Origin of the sequence: Buttiauxella sp. BIGb0471 (assembly GCF_024807715.1) — a bacterium.
Classification (GTDB): domain Bacteria; phylum Pseudomonadota; class Gammaproteobacteria; order Enterobacterales; family Enterobacteriaceae; genus Buttiauxella; species Buttiauxella agrestis.
In genome coordinates this window covers 568,941-583,809 of sequence record NZ_JANUEU010000001.1, presented here as the reverse complement: position 1 = coordinate 583,809, position 14,869 = coordinate 568,941, and the positions used below count along the sequence as shown (strand labels likewise).

The following is a 14,869-nucleotide window of genomic DNA, read 5'->3' as shown; positions in this document are numbered from 1 at the left end:
TCTGGTCAAATGAACAACTAATATGCCGTTACTCCATACTTATTTGCCGATAGGCAAACACCTGTAGATTGCGCAACTTACATTTATTATCTGATATATTAAATGTTTTCCCCCTTCCCTTCTGTATAAGGATGCGCTACTCACAAAAATGCGTTCACTACCAAAATAGTTTGGTTCTATAGGCTTGCATAATTCATAATAAAACTTAGACTAACATCGGATATATAATTTATAATCAAAGGTTAAAAAATGGAAAAAACAACCCTGGAATATACACCTGTTGACTTGTCTCGTTGGGCAAGGAAGGAGCATTTTGAGGTATTCCAGTCATTTGCTCAAAGTACAATTAACCAAACTGTCCTGATAGATATTACCGAACTGCTAAAACATATAAGGGAAGCCGGCTGGAAATTTTACCCTACTATTATTTTCCTCCTTTCTAAAATCGTAAACAGTCATGCGGAGTTCCGTATGGCTATAAAGAATAATGAGTTAGTTATATGGAATGAAATTCATCCAAGCTATACCATTTTCCATAATGAAACGGAGACCTTTTCATCATTATGGAGTCACTACGATGGCAATATTCAGCACTTCCAGGACGTTTATTCAGAAGACGTTGCACGTTATGGTAATAACCTTTCTTATTGGCCTAAGGGGGAGTCGCGGGAAAATATCTTTTTCGTATCGGCTATTCCTTGGGTAAGTTTCACCAGTTTTAATATTAATGTTGCTAACATGCAGAACTTTTTTGCCCCCATGTTCACTCTTGGAAAATACTACAAACAAGATGGAAAAGTACTGTTGCCTCTCGCTGTTCAGGTACATCATTCCGTGTGCGATGGGTTCCATGTAGCAAGACTGATCAATGAGTTACAAGAGATGAGTGATGGCATCAAGCACCTTTGAGAGGAACTCAATGCTTGATGCGCCAGAAGTATTGAAGACCTCCATTTAACCGTATCTGATTTTCCCATCTACATAAGGCTGAGGTTTACCAAACAGATAGCCTTGTATGAAATCACAGCCCAGCAACTGAAGGCTTTCCAGTTGCTCCTGTGTTTCAACACCTTCCGCAACGGACTTCATATTGAGGGATTTCGCCATGCCGATGATGAGCCGGATAATATTAAGGGCGTCTTCCTGTGTCGATATTGAATGCACAAAGGATTTGTCTATTTTGATTTTATCGCAGGCAAGCCTGCTGAGGCGCGAAAGAGAAGAATAACCGGTACCAAAATCATCGAGGGAGATTTTCACCCCCAGAGCCCGTAGCCTGTTAAGCGTATTCATCGGCGTATTGCTCTCAGTAAAGAGAGAGGATTCTGTCACTTCCAGTTCAAGACGCTCAGCGGGAAGTCCTGTTTCGTTCAGAATGGACAACACCATTCCGGCAAAGGTTTTACTGCTTAGCTGGACAGGAGAGACATTGACTGAAATTTTAGTCGGAATCACCCAGGAAGCGGCTTCCCGGCAGGCCATTTCAAGCACCAATTTCCCCATCTCGTTAATCATTCCTGTTTTTTCAGCCACAGGAATAAAGCTGTCCGGCGACAGGAGCCCCTTCTGAGGATGAATCCATCGAATAAGGGCTTCATAACTGTAAATTTCCTGGCTGAAAGAATCGACAATTGGCTGATAGTAAACCACGAATTCTTTATTCACTAACGCCAGTGCCATATCATGCTCAAGGGTTCGGCTTTCTTGCAGCTTATCTAACATCCATTGCCGGAAGACTTTTATCTTACCAGCGCCTTCCTTTTTGGCTTCATAAAGGGCCAGATCGGCAAATTTATAAAGATAGTCGGAGCGGCGTTCAGTGTCTGAGACGACAATACCGACACTGGTGGTTATATTGATAATCGTATTATTAATAGTGTAGGGCTGGCTGATTATATTGCATATTTTTTGGGCTTGTGAAACGGCACTGCTCTCCGTCAGGCCACTGGAGAGAAACGCAAACTCATCCCCGCCTAAACGATAAAGCGTATCGGAAGTCAGGCCCATTGAAATAAGACGGTGTGATATCTGGCGTAATAACATATCACCGACATCATGACCATACGTATCATTGACCTCCTTGAATCGATCTAAATCAAACAACATCACATTCACAGAATTATTGCTTTTTACTGCGTTCTCGATGGTTTCATTTAAATTCCCCCAGAAAAAATGGCGGTTATTCATCTCTGTCAAAGAGTCATGGTAGACGTCATACTCCAACTTTGTATTCTGGATTTGCAATTTTTCTTTAGATTCCTGCAGCGCTTCAGCAAGACTCTTTACCTGAAGATGCGCCTTCAGAATATTTCTGTTTTGATAAAATATCAGCACGCCGAGTATTGCACTCATTATTATCAACAATACAGACGTCGCTGAGTAAATATAGTACAGGGTTTTAATTTTGAGGTTGGCGTCATTAATTGAATTAATGTCTTTGTCTAAAGCGCCGGACGACAGACGAGCTAGTTGTGGGTCAAGCGTCTGCATTCTTTTCAGATATGCCTGGAGTTCTGAGCGGTTCATTTTCTCAAGATGAATATCCAGATACTCAAGTGTCTTTTCAAGCTGTAGAGCCAGTGCATGATGGGCTTTATTACTTTCTATATAATCCCTCAGATCACCTTCTTTCATTAAATCACTCTGGCTGAGCATAATGTCGAGACGCATGCGCACATCATCAAGCGTCATCGTTTCATCGATAGTGTAAAGACCAAGTAACGACTCGAACCGGTAATACTCTGATACCATCTGTGCAGCAGACCACGAAGCGGCGTAGTGAGTCAGTTTCTGTAACTCTTGTTGCCTTTCATGCACAAGGAAAGAGATATACCCGGTAGATATAAAAAGGAAACAAATGATGCCAGCCAGAATTCTGTTCATGTTGGTCTTCAGACCCCTTACTCAATATTCATTCTGCTGACCTGCCAGGCTGACCTTGAATAATAAATCTGATTATTCAGCTCAGGCAGGCTGTCATAGGGGTAAACAACAAACAGCGGGCCTTTATCACGGATACGCATATATTCTCCGTTGATTTTTAAAGCAAGGATAACGTTGTATTTCTTAAAATCATTGAGGGGGATTTCAGTGGTGTAGTCATTGAGCGCAGTGACCTTTACAACAGAACCTTTCGCCCCGACATAATCCATGAGCTTTTGCAGTGGAATACCCGTAAATGTTGTACGGCCATCATACCAGGGAGAAGTGGTCTGAAAGCTGACCATCCCCAGTTTCTCAAGGCTGGCGAGATCAAAAACGGCTTTTCCACCTTCATTTGTATTTTCGATATTACCAGAGAGCGTTAAAAGGATTTTACCGGCAGGTCTGGAAAATTCACCCGCCCAGACCTGTGTGGAGAGCGCAAAGCTTAACAGCATGACAATTAACCGCATTCTGACCTCGTATATCAACCGGATGTTAAAGAATTATAATTTAGTTACTGTGCTATTTATATATGCTCCGGATCTATTGTTGATGCAATCATCTCGCTAATATTTTAATTCATTAAAATCAAGTGGTTAAAAAACACTTTATTTTTATATTGATTAAAAAAATCGATACTGTTATTTGACATACACATAAAAAGCGCTTCATCTGTACAAAAAAAAACCAACTGTTTACACGACTAAAATAAACACACAGCAATATAAAGGTTTATTTATTTATGAGCCGGCGTGAATTTCTCTAAAGCAATTGTCAGCTACTGGTACATAGAGGAGTTCGAAGCGAAGCAATGATCCAAAAGTGCCTGGAAAGACCATCGTTTTTTCATACTGAAGTGGCCGACAAAAATTGGCCACGACATGAGAGCATTTCTAGAACCATTGAGGAAACACGATCAATGGGGAGAAGATCACAGCGTGCTTACCTTGATTAAGCGCAGCCAAACCGATAAGACATCGGGGATCATCTGGGGAAATTAGCAAGGTTAGTTTTATTAATGATTTATTGGGAGAACTTACAATTCAAAGGAGGGAGTAATCTTAAAAGCCCTGACCATTGCAGCCAGGGCTTTTAAGGTGCTACAGACTTCAGATTTAACATTAATGGACTTAATAAAATGATACTGCTATTTATACTGCTTTCAAATGTACCCGTTTACTACAGATAATATTGGGCATTAATACTAAAAATCCTCCCTTTATTTATCTCGTCATACACCTGCCTGCGCTTTCAGAACCTAAGCGTGGCAACTTAAACAAGCACATCACCCATCGCGACATATACTCTTTGATGCGTTGCCCGTTGCTAATACGGTTACCATTAACAAACGAAACCGTTAGCATCAACAAAAAAACAAGGCCTTACATCGTCGCGCTAACACTACCATTTTGCGAACCAGCACAATCACTACAAGGCCTGAAAGCAACTACATCCCAAACAACAAACTTCGTGGCCTGTAAAGCAAAATGGCTTTCCCAGAACTTCTTTCTATTCACTAACTTACTAACCACTTTCATTGTGCTGCTGAGTACTAATTTACTCATTTGAGATTTAAGGTCAATACTGTTTTTTAAAACATGTTTTTATTTACAGCGACAATGATATATCCCGCTACTCATTGTACCGACCTACTAGCAAAGTCCGCTCCTGGCACATAAGGGACAGTCAAAACCAGCCGAATCTAGTGCCTTTTTTGCGTAGTGCGGCGATGATATCGGCTGGATGCCAGTCATTTTGGAAAGGAAGAAAAGTGGGGCTACGGGGTAAAGTCATAAATAATCTCCGAAGATAATCACTACAAATAACCCTATAAAACGTAAAGTTTTGCATATCCTTTTGACCCTCCCCTTACAGGAAGGTTTAGAGTTTGCCGTAGCTTAACTCTCTCTTTAGAAAGGAATCATTGATGAAACGAAATATACTGTTCGCATTGCTGGCACTGAGCATCAGTGGCTCTGCAATCGCCGCTCAATCTGATGCAGAATTTCTCGCAGCACACGGTTTAGCCGGTAAAACGACCGAGCAAATGGTGGAGGCGATCGACGGATCTACGCAGGCGCGTCCACTGCCTTATAACGCAGGTATCACCAGCACCGAGTTGAAATTATCCGATGGCACGCAGCAGTTCAGCTACCCGTTGGGCGATAAGTTTTATCTGTCATTCGCACCGTATCTGACGCAAACCCACCCGTGCTTTAACCACAGCCTGTCGGGCTGTCGTGGAGAGTTGGCGAATACGCCATTTGAGGTAAAAGTGACGGATAAAAGCGGCAAAATACTGGTGCAAAAAAGCATGACCAGCCACGCCAACGGGTTTGTCGGCGTGTGGCTACCTCGTGATATCGAAGGCACAATTGAAGTGAACTATCAGGGCAAAACGGCCAGCGCGCCCATTGCGACACATCAAGACAGCCAGACCTGTTTAACCACGCTGCCATTGCAGAGTTAAGCGTTTTAATATCGAGTGAATGTCGGGTGGCGCTAACGCTTACCCGACCTTTCCCCCTACCGCGTCGACCAAAACGCCTGCTGCATCGCCTTCGTCTCTTCGATGATTTCCGGCACCGGGCCGATCAACTCCACCGGTTTCTGGCAATGCTCAAAAACATATTTCGACGACACGCTCATCGTCGGGTTTTCTTCGTGGCTGCCTGTCGCCTCCAGCAATTGGCTTTCGTACATGCCGAAAACCACCCGCCCGATGTTCGCCCAGTACGCGGTTCCCGCGCACATACAACATGGCTCGACGGCGGTATACAGCGTGCACTGCCACAAATATTCGGCGGTGTAATTGGTGGCGGCGACTCGCGCAAGCGTCGATTCCGCATGGTTTACGGTGTCGATATTGCACTGCTCGAGCAGCACAGTTTCGTTATCCGGCGCGACTAACAGCGCGCCAAACGGATGATGTCCGAGGGCAATCGCTCGCTGCGCCACGGCATTAGAGCGGCGCAGGTGGCGTAAAATTTGTTCTTTGTTCGGCCCAGGCCCACGTTTTACTGACATGTTTTTCCATCCTTATTTTGCATCAAGGCTCCACGGGAACAGGCGTTTTTGCAACCAGCTCACCAGGCCATAAAGGGTCAAACTACACACCACCAGCAGGAACAGACTGGCGAAGGCCAGGGGGATTTTGAATGATGAGGTGCTGAACAAAATCAAATAACCCAGCCCCTGATCGGCGGCGACAAACTCCGCGACTACCGCCCCGATGATCGAAAGCGTAATTGCGACTTTCAGCGCACTGAAAATATACGGCACCGCATAAGGCATGCGGATTTGCCAGTATTCGCGGTTGCGTGGCGCACGCAGGGTTTTCGAGAGTTCGAGCAACTCAGCAGGCACTGACGTCATACCCGTGGCGGTGGAAATCACCAGTGGGAAAAAGGAAATCAGCGTGGTGATCACCACCCGTGGCAACATACCTGAACCGAGTGTGACGACAATAATGGGCGCAATTGCCACAACCGGCGTGGACTGAATCACAATCAGCCACGGTAACACCAGCCGGGCGAGCAATTTAGAGCTGACAATAGCAATGGCAAGCGGCAGCGCAATCACAATCGCCAGCAGGAAACCGCTTAACGCCACGCTTAACGTCGCCAGAATATGCGTCAACCAACGCCCGGCATCCAGCGTGCTGACAGAAGCAAAAATGGCCGACGGCGACGGCAGGATAAACACCGGAATGGCGAATAATTTACACGCTCCCTCCCAAATCAAAATCGCCACCACCAGCGCCAGCAGCGCGATGTACTTTTCCAGAAACGCTCTCATACAGGCTCCTTGCGACGGCTAAATACTTTGTGGCGGATCTGCGCCGTTAACTCGTGGAACAGCGGATGGTTCAGCGTCTCTTCATTTCTTGGGCGTACCAGCGGCACATCAATAATTTCACTGACCCGACCGGGGCGCGCACTCATCACCACAATCCGGTCGGAAAGCAGCAGCGCCTCCTGAATCGAGTGCGTAACGAACAGCACCGTTTTCGGGCGTTCGTTCCAGATGCGCATTAATTCAAAGCTCATTTCATCACGCGTCAGGGAATCGAGAGCGGAAAACGGCTCATCCATCAGTAAAATATCCGGGTCATGCAGCAGCGAACGAGCGATGGAAACGCGTTGTTGCATGCCGCCTGACAGCTCCGCCGGGCGTTTGCCTGCAAAGTGCGTCAGGCCGGTCATTTCCAGCAGTTCATGCCCACGCGCAATATCTTTGGCATCGACGCGACCATATTTGTGCTTCATCGGAAAGGTGATGTTATCGAGCACGTTAAGCCACGGCAGCAGCGTCGGTTTCTGGAACACAAAACCCATTTCGTCACGCGGTTCGGTCACAGGCTTGCCATAAACAGAAATCACGCCGCTGCTTGGTTTGAGCAGCCCGGCAATCAAACGCAAGATGGTCGATTTCCCGCAGCCTGACGGGCCAATAAACGAGACAAATTCATGGCGGCGCAGCGTCAGATTCACTTTATCGAGCGCGGTAACCTGAGTGCCATCGGCGGATATAAACGTTTGATTAACATCACTCAACTCTATAACAGGCTGCATGGCATTCCCTTACTTAGCGAGATATCGACGGTCAACCAGCGTTTCCGGGTTCACTTTATCCAGCGGATATTTCATTGATTTTGCGACCCACTCCCAGGTGTGTTTTAACAGCACCGGATCGAATTGGCCCAGCCCATCCTTCTGACTGATTTCATTATTAATCAGCGGTTTTGTGACATTGAAATCGGCTTCCAGCATCGCGACGTCAGCTTCTGGCACCATGGCTTTTTGGTCCGCCGCGGCTTTATCCGGGTGCGCGAGGCTAAACTCGATAGACTTTTTCGCCGCCCGCAGGAAGCGCGCCACCACATCGGGCTTCTCATTAATTAATTTATCTGAAGCGAAAAACGACAGGCCATAACCATCGAGGCCGTAATCGGTCCACGCCAGTTCAAACGGTTTTTTTCCGACCTGAGTCAGCGTGGCTTCAATACTCGGGCGGTTGGTTGACCACACCACCACGCCGTCAACGCGCCCCTGCGCCAGCATCGGCACCAGCGTGCCAGGATCGGCTTTGATCTGTTTTACGCTGTCAGGATCAACGCCGTTGTTTTGCAGCATGATGGGCAATAGCGCGTTCGAGGCTGAGAACGTCGGGATACCCAACGTTTTGCCTTTCAGGCTTTTCATGTCAGTCACGCCGCTACCCTGCCAGGAGTAAATCGCATCAGGCTGTTTTGAGTAGATGCTCATAATGGCTTTCACTGGAATACCGCCTTCGGCCTGCGCCATCATTAATGACGCAATCCCGCCAGTGCCGATATCCGCCGCACCCGAAGCGATTTTGGTCAGCGTGTCGCTGCTGCCCCGCCCCGGTAAAATGGTCACATCCAGCCCTTCTTCGGCGTAAAACCCTTCCTGAACACCCACAAAAACGAACGCTTTATCGCCGCCGTTGGGCATCCAGTCGAGCTGCAATTTGAGCTTATCCAGCGCGCTCGCATGCGCACTTACCAGTGCCAGGGCTACTGCGGTCGTCAGTCGTAAAATACGCATGCTTATCTCCTTAAAGGCTAATGTGAAACGTTTGTCACAACAGTTAGAAACTTTTGTTTCAAACATACGAGCGGCAGGGTCAAAAGTTAAAATAGGAAAATCTTATAACCTGCTAAAAAGCAGGCGTTTACGCAAGTAATGGGGTCTGTGTTCTTTATTCTCAGGCGCGACGGGTATACCGTGTTGGGCATCAGATACATCTCAACCGGAATACCCGGTTCATAGAATGAGGATTCACTATGAAAGCAGTCGTACTTGAACAAGTTGAAGGCCAGACTCAGGCGGAAGTAAAACAAATTGCCGTTCCGGCTGAAGAGTTGGGAAATGTGCTGGTCAACGTTGAATGGTCAAGTCTGAACTATAAAGATGCGCTGGCGATCACCGGCAAAGGCAAAATCATCCGCAACTTCCCGATGGTGCCGGGGATTGATTTCGCAGGCCGCGTGGCGAGTAGCGATGATGCTAATTTCAGCGCAGGTCAGGAAGTCGTATTGACCGGCTGGGGCGTGGGCGAAAATCATTGGGGCGGCCTGGCAGAACAAGCACGCGTGAAATCCGAATGGCTGGTGCCACTGCCTGCGGGCTTAACCGCACGCAAAGCAATGATTGTCGGTACAGCAGGCTTCACCGCCATGTTGTGCGTGATGGCACTGGAAGAAGCAGGCGTAACCCCTGCAAGTGGCGAAGTGGTGGTAACGGGCGCCAGCGGCGGCGTGGGCAGCACCGCCATCGCCTTGCTCCATGCTTTGGGTTATCAAGTGGTGGCGGTTTCTGGTCGTGAATCCACTCACGACTATCTGCGCCAGTTAGGTGCCAGCCGCATTCTGCCGCGCAGTGAATTTGCTGAAACTCGCCCGCTGGAAAAACAAGTGTGGGCCGGTGCGGTAGATACCGTCGGCGGTAATGTGCTGGCGAAACTGCTGGCGCAGATGAACTATTCCGGTTGTGTTGCGGCCTGTGGTCTGGCAGGTGGTTTCTCGCTGCCAACAACTGTGATGCCATTTATTCTGCGTAACGTGCGCCTGCAAGGTGTGGATTCGGTGAGTGCGCCAATTGAGCGCCGTATTGCCGCGTGGGAGCGTCTGGCCAAATTGCTGCCGGAGGGTTTCTATGAAACGGCGACGACGGAGATCGGGCTTGAGCAGGCACCGAAATTTGCCGATGACATTATGAACAATGCGGTTCAGGGGCGGACGCTGGTAAAAGTTAGCTAATTTTTTAGGGATCGAAGTTTTCCATTCACCCGAGGGGGAATGCCTATGGCGGAACGGTGATTTTCCGTTCACCTGAACGTTCTTCGATCCCTCATATTTCGGCTAACGGTGAACGTGCCAAGGAGAGAACGCCCTCTCCTTGGCAATCCTGGCGCCGGTGATTAAATTGCCTCCGTTTTGACCGGAAGGCCGGGTCGAGCCGCCAGGAACGGCGAGAGGTTGTGATCGACAAACGCCGATCTCAGGGCGTAATTGTTGCAGCTAGTTTGGACTCGGACAGCGCGGAAAAACCGGAGCGTACACGTAGTACGTGAGGATTTTGAGCACTGCCCGGGTTCAAAATAGCAAATAAAATAGCCCGATCAATTTGAACTCACCCCGGCAACACAATATTGCTGTCTGCCAGCGACCCCATCTCGTTATGCATCGCGCACGCCGCATCCACTAAATGCATCGCCAGCGCGGCACCGCTGCCCTCGCCCAGACGCATGCCCATCTGCAAATACGGCTCCAGCCCTAACTTGCTCATCGCAATCACCGCACCTTTCTCCGCCGATAAATGCGAAGGAATCAGATATTCACGCACGCCCGGTGCAATCTGGCATGCCGCGAGTGCTGAGGCATACGAGAGGAAACCATCGAGAACAACAGGCAGCCCCGCCGCCGCCGCACCCAGCATCACGCCCGTCATGCCAACGAGATCAAAACCACCCACTTTCGCCAGCACATCAATACCGTCTGCGGCATCTGGCTGATTTGTTTCAATCGCCTGGCGTACCACAGCGATTTTGTGGTGCAGTTTGTCACTCGGGAAATTCGCGCCCATGCCTACGACATCATCGGGCGAGCTATCGGTTAACACGCTGACCATCGCCGCCGCAGGTGTGGTGTTCGCCATACCCAGTTCGCCTACGCCAAACAGCGTGACGCCTTCTGCGGCCTTAGCCATGGTCAATTGCATGGTTGCCAGCAGCAAGTCTTCGGCTTGCTCACGACTCATCGCCGGGCCTTGGGCGATGTTGCCGCTGCCGCGTGCCACTTTCATATCCAGCACGCCAGGCAGAGCATCGCTGTCGATACCGACATCGACCACATGAATATCCGCCCCCACGGTCGCGCCTAAAACGCATACGCCTGTGTTATGGCGAGTCATGTTCATCGCCTGAATAGCGGTCACAATTTGCGGGGAAATCGCCACGCCTTCAGCATATACGCCGTGGTCGGCGCACATCACGAAGATTGATTTGCGTTTTGTGTTCAGGCCGTTTTTCATGCCTGGCATTCCTGCCAGTTGCACTGCTAATACCTCCAGTCGCCCAAGGCTACCGAAAGGCTTTAACAGGCCATCAATGTGCTGTTGTGCACGAGCCATTGCATCGCTATCAAGCGGGGAAATCATTGCCAAAAGGGAGTTTAGTGTTTGCATTTTATTCTCTTTAGAGCCTTACAAAATGGTGGATGACGCTGCGCTTATCCACCCTACCAAAGCTCATTTCGTAGGTCGGAAAAGCGCAGCGTCATCCGGCAAATCAACGCAGCAGTGCCAACAAAAACACCAGCTCGCCTAATTCAATCGCGGCCCCCAGCGTGTCGCCGGTTTGCCCGCCAAGCGTGCGCTTCAACATCAGGCCGAGGCCATACATCGCTAGTATTGTGATAGCCAGCGCCAGCAGCCCGGAAGTCGGCAACAGAACCGTGCACAACACCGCACCGCCAACCAGCGTCAGCAGCGCCTGTGTGCCCGTCACTTTGCCGATAAACAGATTGCCCAGTCCTTTTTCACGCGCATACTTGTGGTTGTACATCAGCAGCACACAGGCACTGCGCCCGGCAACGGAAGCCGCCGCTAACACCGCCAGCATGTTGCCATCGCGTAGGGCCAGCTCGCTGACCACCAGTACTTTGGTCACAATCACAAAGATCAGCGCCAGCCCGCCATGAGTGCCAAGACGGCTATCGCGCATGATTTCCAGCATGCGGTCTCGAGTACGCGCCGAGAAAATTCCATCGCAAGTATCAGCCAGGCCATCAAGATGGAAACCACCGGTCAATAATGCGAGAGCCAGCACGTAACCCATTGCGGCCAAAGGTAAACCCGCCCACGGTTGCAACAGCGTAAACACCACGCCAGCAATTGCACCAAGCAGCAGACCGACAAAGGGGAACGTCACAATGCCGCGCACATATTGGTGAGTTTCGATGCCATCGGCCCAACGCGCACGCACCGGAATGCGGCTCATAAACTGCAAAGTGGCGAAAAACAGGCGAACTATCATTTAATTTTCACTCCAATCCCTGAAACGACCAGCCAGACTTCATCGGCACGTTGCGCCAGACGTTGATTTACGCGCCCGGCAATATCACGGAAATGCCGCGCCAGGCGGTTTTCCGGCACAATCCCCATCCCGACTTCGTTCGTCACCAGAATCACTTCTGCCGGGCTGGCTTCGCAGGCGGCGAGCAAAATGTCGATCTGCTGATTCACCACCTGCTCCATCGTTTCAAAATCCCAGTCGTCCTCGGGTGTTGCGCCCGCCGCGTCATACATCACGTTGGTAATCAGCGTGGTGATGCACTCCAGCAGCACGGCTTCATGCGCCGAGTTATGCTCGTTAATCACGAGGTTTAAATCACGATATTGTTCAACGGTGCGCCAGTGCGCCGGGCGGCTGTCGCGATGATGCTGGATGCGTTGTTCCATTTCACTGTCGAAGATTTTCGAGGTGGCGATGTACAGCACACGCGCAAAATTTGCCGCCAGTTGTTCCGCGTGGCGGCTTTTTCCGCTGCGTGCACCGCCGGTAACGAGTTTCATACAGCTTGCTCCTGATGCTCGCGCATAATCTGGTAAATCTTTTCGATATCAATATGTTCACGCATGGCATCGGCCAGAATATTAAACTGGGTTTCTTTATGCTGTTGGTAATCGAAGACATCACCTTGCCAGGCATTCAGCCCTTTGCGCAGACGCAGGCTGTCGAGCAGGCTGCGGGTAAACTCGCCGCTATCAAACACGCCATGCAGATACGTGCCCAGCACGCGTCCATCGTCGCTGATTGCGCCATCAAGATTATGATAAGGCTGAGTATTGCACTCCGTGAAGGTGGCAAAGGGTGCGGTATTTTCGCCGCGCTGTGTTTCGCCCATATGGATTTCGTAGCCCTGCAGTGTCAAACCTGCGCTGGCAGCAAACACGCCCGGTAAATCGGCCTGAACCTGCCCGGCAACGCGGGTGGTGGTTTTTTCACTGGCAAAACGCGTGACGACATCGAGCAGCCCGATGCCTGCCATCTCGCCAAGCCCGGATTCCACGGCGTCGTAAATGTGTTGCCCGAGCATCTGATAACCGCCGCAAATCCCCAGCACCGCGCCGTTGTTGTGGTGATGCGAGAGCAGGGCCTGTTCGAGGCCGTTTTCACGCAGCCAGCGCAGATCGCCGAGCGTGTTTTTGCTGCCCGGTACAATCACCAGATCGCTGTTTAGTAGTTCATCTGGCCTGGCTACATAACGCAGGCGCACATCCGGCTGTGCAGCCAACGCGTTAAAGTCAGTGAAGTTCGACATATACGGCAGTTGCAGCACCGCGATATCCAGGTCTTTTTCCGTCACCGCGTCATATTTGCCGCGTTCCAGCACTACACTATCTTCATCTTCGAGATCGACATTCAGCCACGGCATCACGCCTAAAACCGGCACGCCAGTTAGCGCTTCAATCTGTTCAATGCCGGAATAGAGCAACGCCACATCGCCGCGAAATTTATTGATAATCACACCTTTGACGCGCCACTTTTCATGTTCCAGCAGCAGCGCGATGGTGCCGTAAATCGCCGCAAACACGCCGCCACGGTCAATATCTGCCACCAGAATCACCGGGCATTCCGCCAGTTCCGCCATACCCATGTTGACGATATCGCGGTCGCGTAAATTGATTTCCGCCGGGCTGCCCGCCCCTTCAAGCACCAACACGTCGTGTTCTGCCGCCAGGCTTTGATAGACTTCGCGGATTTGCGATTTGAGCTGCGGTTTGTAGTTGTGATAGGTCACGGCGTCCATGTTAGTGGCGACTTTGCCCATCAACACCACCTGCGCTTTGCAATCGCTGGTCGGCTTGAGCAACACCGGATTCATGCGCACATCGGGGGCAATACCTGCCGCTTCGGCCTGGAATATCTGCGCCCTGCCCATCTCTTTGCCATCGGGTGTGATGCCCGAATTGAGCGCCATATTTTGCGATTTAAACGGTGCCGTACGATGGCCATCCTGAGCGAAAATGCGGCAAAAACCGGCCACCAGCATACTTTTGCCCACGTCCGAGGCGGTGCCCTGCACCATGATTGCGAGGCTCATCATGCTTCCTTTGCAACGCGCAAGGCGTTGAATAATTGAGTTTCTGTCTTGCACAGCGGGAAGCCAAGTTCGCTGTGTAATTTGACCAGCCACGGCTGGACTAAACCGGCTTTGCGTAACATTTCAGCCTGGCTAAACACTTCGCCTGGCTCACCCTGGGCGATGATTTTACCGCCGTTCATCACGTACACGCCGCCGCAGACTTCATAAATCAAGTCGATGTCATGGCTTGAGATGACTACATGCTTTCCCTGCGCGGCGATTCGGGCGATGATCTCGATCATCTGCTGGCGACCGCTTGGGTCCAGCCCGGCGGTCGGTTCGTCGAGCAGTAAGTAGTCAGCTTCCATCACCAGCGCCCCGGCAATCGCCACGCGTTTCTTCTGCCCGTGGCTTAAATATTGAATCGGTTTGTGGCGAAAAGACTGCGCGTCGACCAGCTGAATGGCACGCTCTACGCGACGGGAAATTTCACTTTCATCGACGCCAAGATTGCGCAGGCTAAACGCGATATCGCTATCGATATCGGTATAAAAGATTTGCTGTTCCGGGTCCTGAAACACGGTAGTGACGCGCTGGCGATGCTCGATTAGCCCGGCTTTACTGTAATTTAAAGGTTTGCCCTGCCACAACACCGCCCCCTGCTGCGGGCGCAAAACGCCATTGAGGTTCATAAACAAGGTGGATTTACCGCAGCCGTTTTCGCCAACAATCCCCGTCACCGCGAACGCGCCAAAGTCGAAAGTCAGATCGTGCAGAACGGGTTCATCTTGATAGTGAAAAGATAAATTATGGGTTGCGAGCATCGGTGCG

At 50.2% G+C, this 14,869-nt stretch carries 14 protein-coding genes; 3 read left to right on the top strand and 11 right to left on the bottom strand.

Annotated elements, in window-relative coordinates:
* The first annotated feature begins 249 nt into the window (after positions 1-249).
* Positions 250-909, top strand: a complete 660-nt coding sequence (gene catA / locus M2371_RS02665; RefSeq protein WP_172893768.1) for a type A chloramphenicol O-acetyltransferase — start codon at positions 250-252, stop codon at positions 907-909.
* A 45-nt stretch (positions 910-954) separates the two neighbouring features.
* Here catA and M2371_RS02660 read toward each other — a convergent pair whose 3' ends face one another.
* The gene (locus M2371_RS02660; protein ID WP_259266823.1) at positions 955-2,883 is read right to left on the bottom strand and encodes a bifunctional diguanylate cyclase/phosphodiesterase; all 1,929 of its coding nucleotides are present in this window, start codon (positions 2,881-2,883) and stop codon (positions 955-957) included.
* 17 nt (positions 2,884-2,900) lie between these two features.
* Positions 2,901-3,395, bottom strand: a complete 495-nt coding sequence (locus M2371_RS02655; RefSeq protein ID WP_172893766.1) for a molybdopterin-dependent oxidoreductase — start codon at positions 3,393-3,395, stop codon at positions 2,901-2,903.
* Between the two features lie 1,457 nt (positions 3,396-4,852).
* Between M2371_RS02655 and cueP the strand changes: the two genes are divergently transcribed.
* Complete coding sequence (gene cueP, locus M2371_RS02650) at positions 4,853-5,395, top strand: copper-binding periplasmic metallochaperone CueP (protein WP_259266822.1); 543 nt, start codon at positions 4,853-4,855, stop codon at positions 5,393-5,395.
* A 56-nt stretch (positions 5,396-5,451) separates the two neighbouring features.
* On the opposite strand, the gene M2371_RS02645 is transcribed toward cueP, so the two are convergent.
* Genes M2371_RS02645 through M2371_RS02630 form a run of 4 tightly spaced genes read right to left on the bottom strand, consistent with a single transcriptional unit; the run spans position 5,452 to position 8,495 of the window.
* Positions 5,452-5,952 (bottom strand): nucleoside deaminase, encoded by a 501-nt coding sequence (locus M2371_RS02645; protein ID WP_259266821.1) that lies wholly within the window; start codon positions 5,950-5,952, stop codon positions 5,452-5,454.
* A 12-nt stretch (positions 5,953-5,964) separates the two neighbouring features.
* Complete coding sequence (locus M2371_RS02640) at positions 5,965-6,723, bottom strand: ABC transporter permease (protein WP_172893763.1); 759 nt, start codon at positions 6,721-6,723, stop codon at positions 5,965-5,967.
* A complete protein-coding gene (locus tag M2371_RS02635) occupies positions 6,720-7,499 on the bottom strand; it encodes an ABC transporter ATP-binding protein (protein ID WP_172893762.1) in 780 nt (259 codons plus the stop codon). Before M2371_RS02635 ends, M2371_RS02640 begins: the two co-directional genes overlap by 4 nt.
* Positions 7,500-7,508: 9 nt before the next feature.
* Positions 7,509-8,495 carry an ABC transporter substrate-binding protein gene (locus M2371_RS02630; protein WP_259266820.1) on the bottom strand — a complete coding sequence of 329 codons (987 nt, stop codon included), beginning with the start codon at positions 8,493-8,495 and terminating at the stop codon, positions 7,509-7,511.
* Between the two features lie 239 nt (positions 8,496-8,734).
* Between M2371_RS02630 and M2371_RS02625 the strand changes: the two genes are divergently transcribed.
* Entirely contained in the window at positions 8,735-9,709 is a 975-nt protein-coding gene (locus M2371_RS02625; RefSeq protein WP_259266819.1) for an MDR family oxidoreductase, read from the top strand.
* Between the two features lie 373 nt (positions 9,710-10,082).
* On the opposite strand, the gene cobT is transcribed toward M2371_RS02625, so the two are convergent.
* From cobT to M2371_RS02600, 5 genes are all read right to left on the bottom strand, one after another.
* Complete coding sequence (cobT, locus tag M2371_RS02620) at positions 10,083-11,135, bottom strand: nicotinate-nucleotide--dimethylbenzimidazole phosphoribosyltransferase (protein ID WP_259266818.1); 1,053 nt, start codon at positions 11,133-11,135, stop codon at positions 10,083-10,085.
* A gap of 103 nt (positions 11,136-11,238) precedes the next feature.
* Complete coding sequence (gene cobS, locus M2371_RS02615; RefSeq protein WP_259267257.1) at positions 11,239-11,982, bottom strand: adenosylcobinamide-GDP ribazoletransferase; 744 nt, start codon at positions 11,980-11,982, stop codon at positions 11,239-11,241.
* A complete protein-coding gene (cobU, locus tag M2371_RS02610; RefSeq protein ID WP_259266817.1) occupies positions 11,982-12,524 on the bottom strand; it encodes a bifunctional adenosylcobinamide kinase/adenosylcobinamide-phosphate guanylyltransferase in 543 nt (180 codons plus the stop codon). Before cobU ends, cobS begins: the two co-directional genes overlap by 1 nt.
* Complete coding sequence (locus M2371_RS02605) at positions 12,521-14,056, bottom strand: cobyric acid synthase (RefSeq protein ID WP_259266816.1); 1,536 nt, start codon at positions 14,054-14,056, stop codon at positions 12,521-12,523. The genes cobU and M2371_RS02605 overlap by 4 nt, the downstream gene beginning before the upstream one ends.
* The gene (locus M2371_RS02600) at positions 14,056-14,862 is read right to left on the bottom strand and encodes an ATP-binding cassette domain-containing protein (protein ID WP_259267256.1); all 807 of its coding nucleotides are present in this window, start codon (positions 14,860-14,862) and stop codon (positions 14,056-14,058) included. The genes M2371_RS02605 and M2371_RS02600 overlap by 1 nt, the downstream gene beginning before the upstream one ends.
* Between the last annotated feature and the right edge of the window lie 7 nt (positions 14,863-14,869).

Bases quoted from the DNA above. Each gene is read 5' to 3' on its own strand.
- catA (WP_172893768.1), top strand. From the start codon at position 250: ATGGAAAAAACAACCCTGGAATATACACCTGTTGACTTGTCTCGTTGG.
- M2371_RS02660 (WP_259266823.1), bottom strand. From the start codon at position 2,883: ATGAACAGAATTCTGGCTGGCATCATTTGTTTCCTTTTTATATCTACC.
- M2371_RS02655 (WP_172893766.1), bottom strand. From the start codon at position 3,395: ATGCGGTTAATTGTCATGCTGTTAAGCTTTGCGCTCTCCACACAGGTC.
- cueP (WP_259266822.1), top strand. From the start codon at position 4,853: ATGAAACGAAATATACTGTTCGCATTGCTGGCACTGAGCATCAGTGGC.
- M2371_RS02645 (WP_259266821.1), bottom strand. From the start codon at position 5,952: ATGTCAGTAAAACGTGGGCCTGGGCCGAACAAAGAACAAATTTTACGC.
- M2371_RS02640 (WP_172893763.1), bottom strand. From the start codon at position 6,723: ATGAGAGCGTTTCTGGAAAAGTACATCGCGCTGCTGGCGCTGGTGGTG.
- M2371_RS02635 (WP_172893762.1), bottom strand. From the start codon at position 7,499: ATGCAGCCTGTTATAGAGTTGAGTGATGTTAATCAAACGTTTATATCC.
- M2371_RS02630 (WP_259266820.1), bottom strand. From the start codon at position 8,495: ATGCGTATTTTACGACTGACGACCGCAGTAGCCCTGGCACTGGTAAGT.
- M2371_RS02625 (WP_259266819.1), top strand. From the start codon at position 8,735: ATGAAAGCAGTCGTACTTGAACAAGTTGAAGGCCAGACTCAGGCGGAA.
- cobT (WP_259266818.1), bottom strand. From the start codon at position 11,135: ATGCAAACACTAAACTCCCTTTTGGCAATGATTTCCCCGCTTGATAGC.
- cobU (WP_259266817.1), bottom strand. From the start codon at position 12,524: ATGAAACTCGTTACCGGCGGTGCACGCAGCGGAAAAAGCCGCCACGCG.
- M2371_RS02605 (WP_259266816.1), bottom strand. From the start codon at position 14,056: ATGAGCCTCGCAATCATGGTGCAGGGCACCGCCTCGGACGTGGGCAAA.
- M2371_RS02600 (WP_259267256.1), bottom strand. From the start codon at position 14,862: ATGCTCGCAACCCATAATTTATCTTTTCACTATCAAGATGAACCCGTT.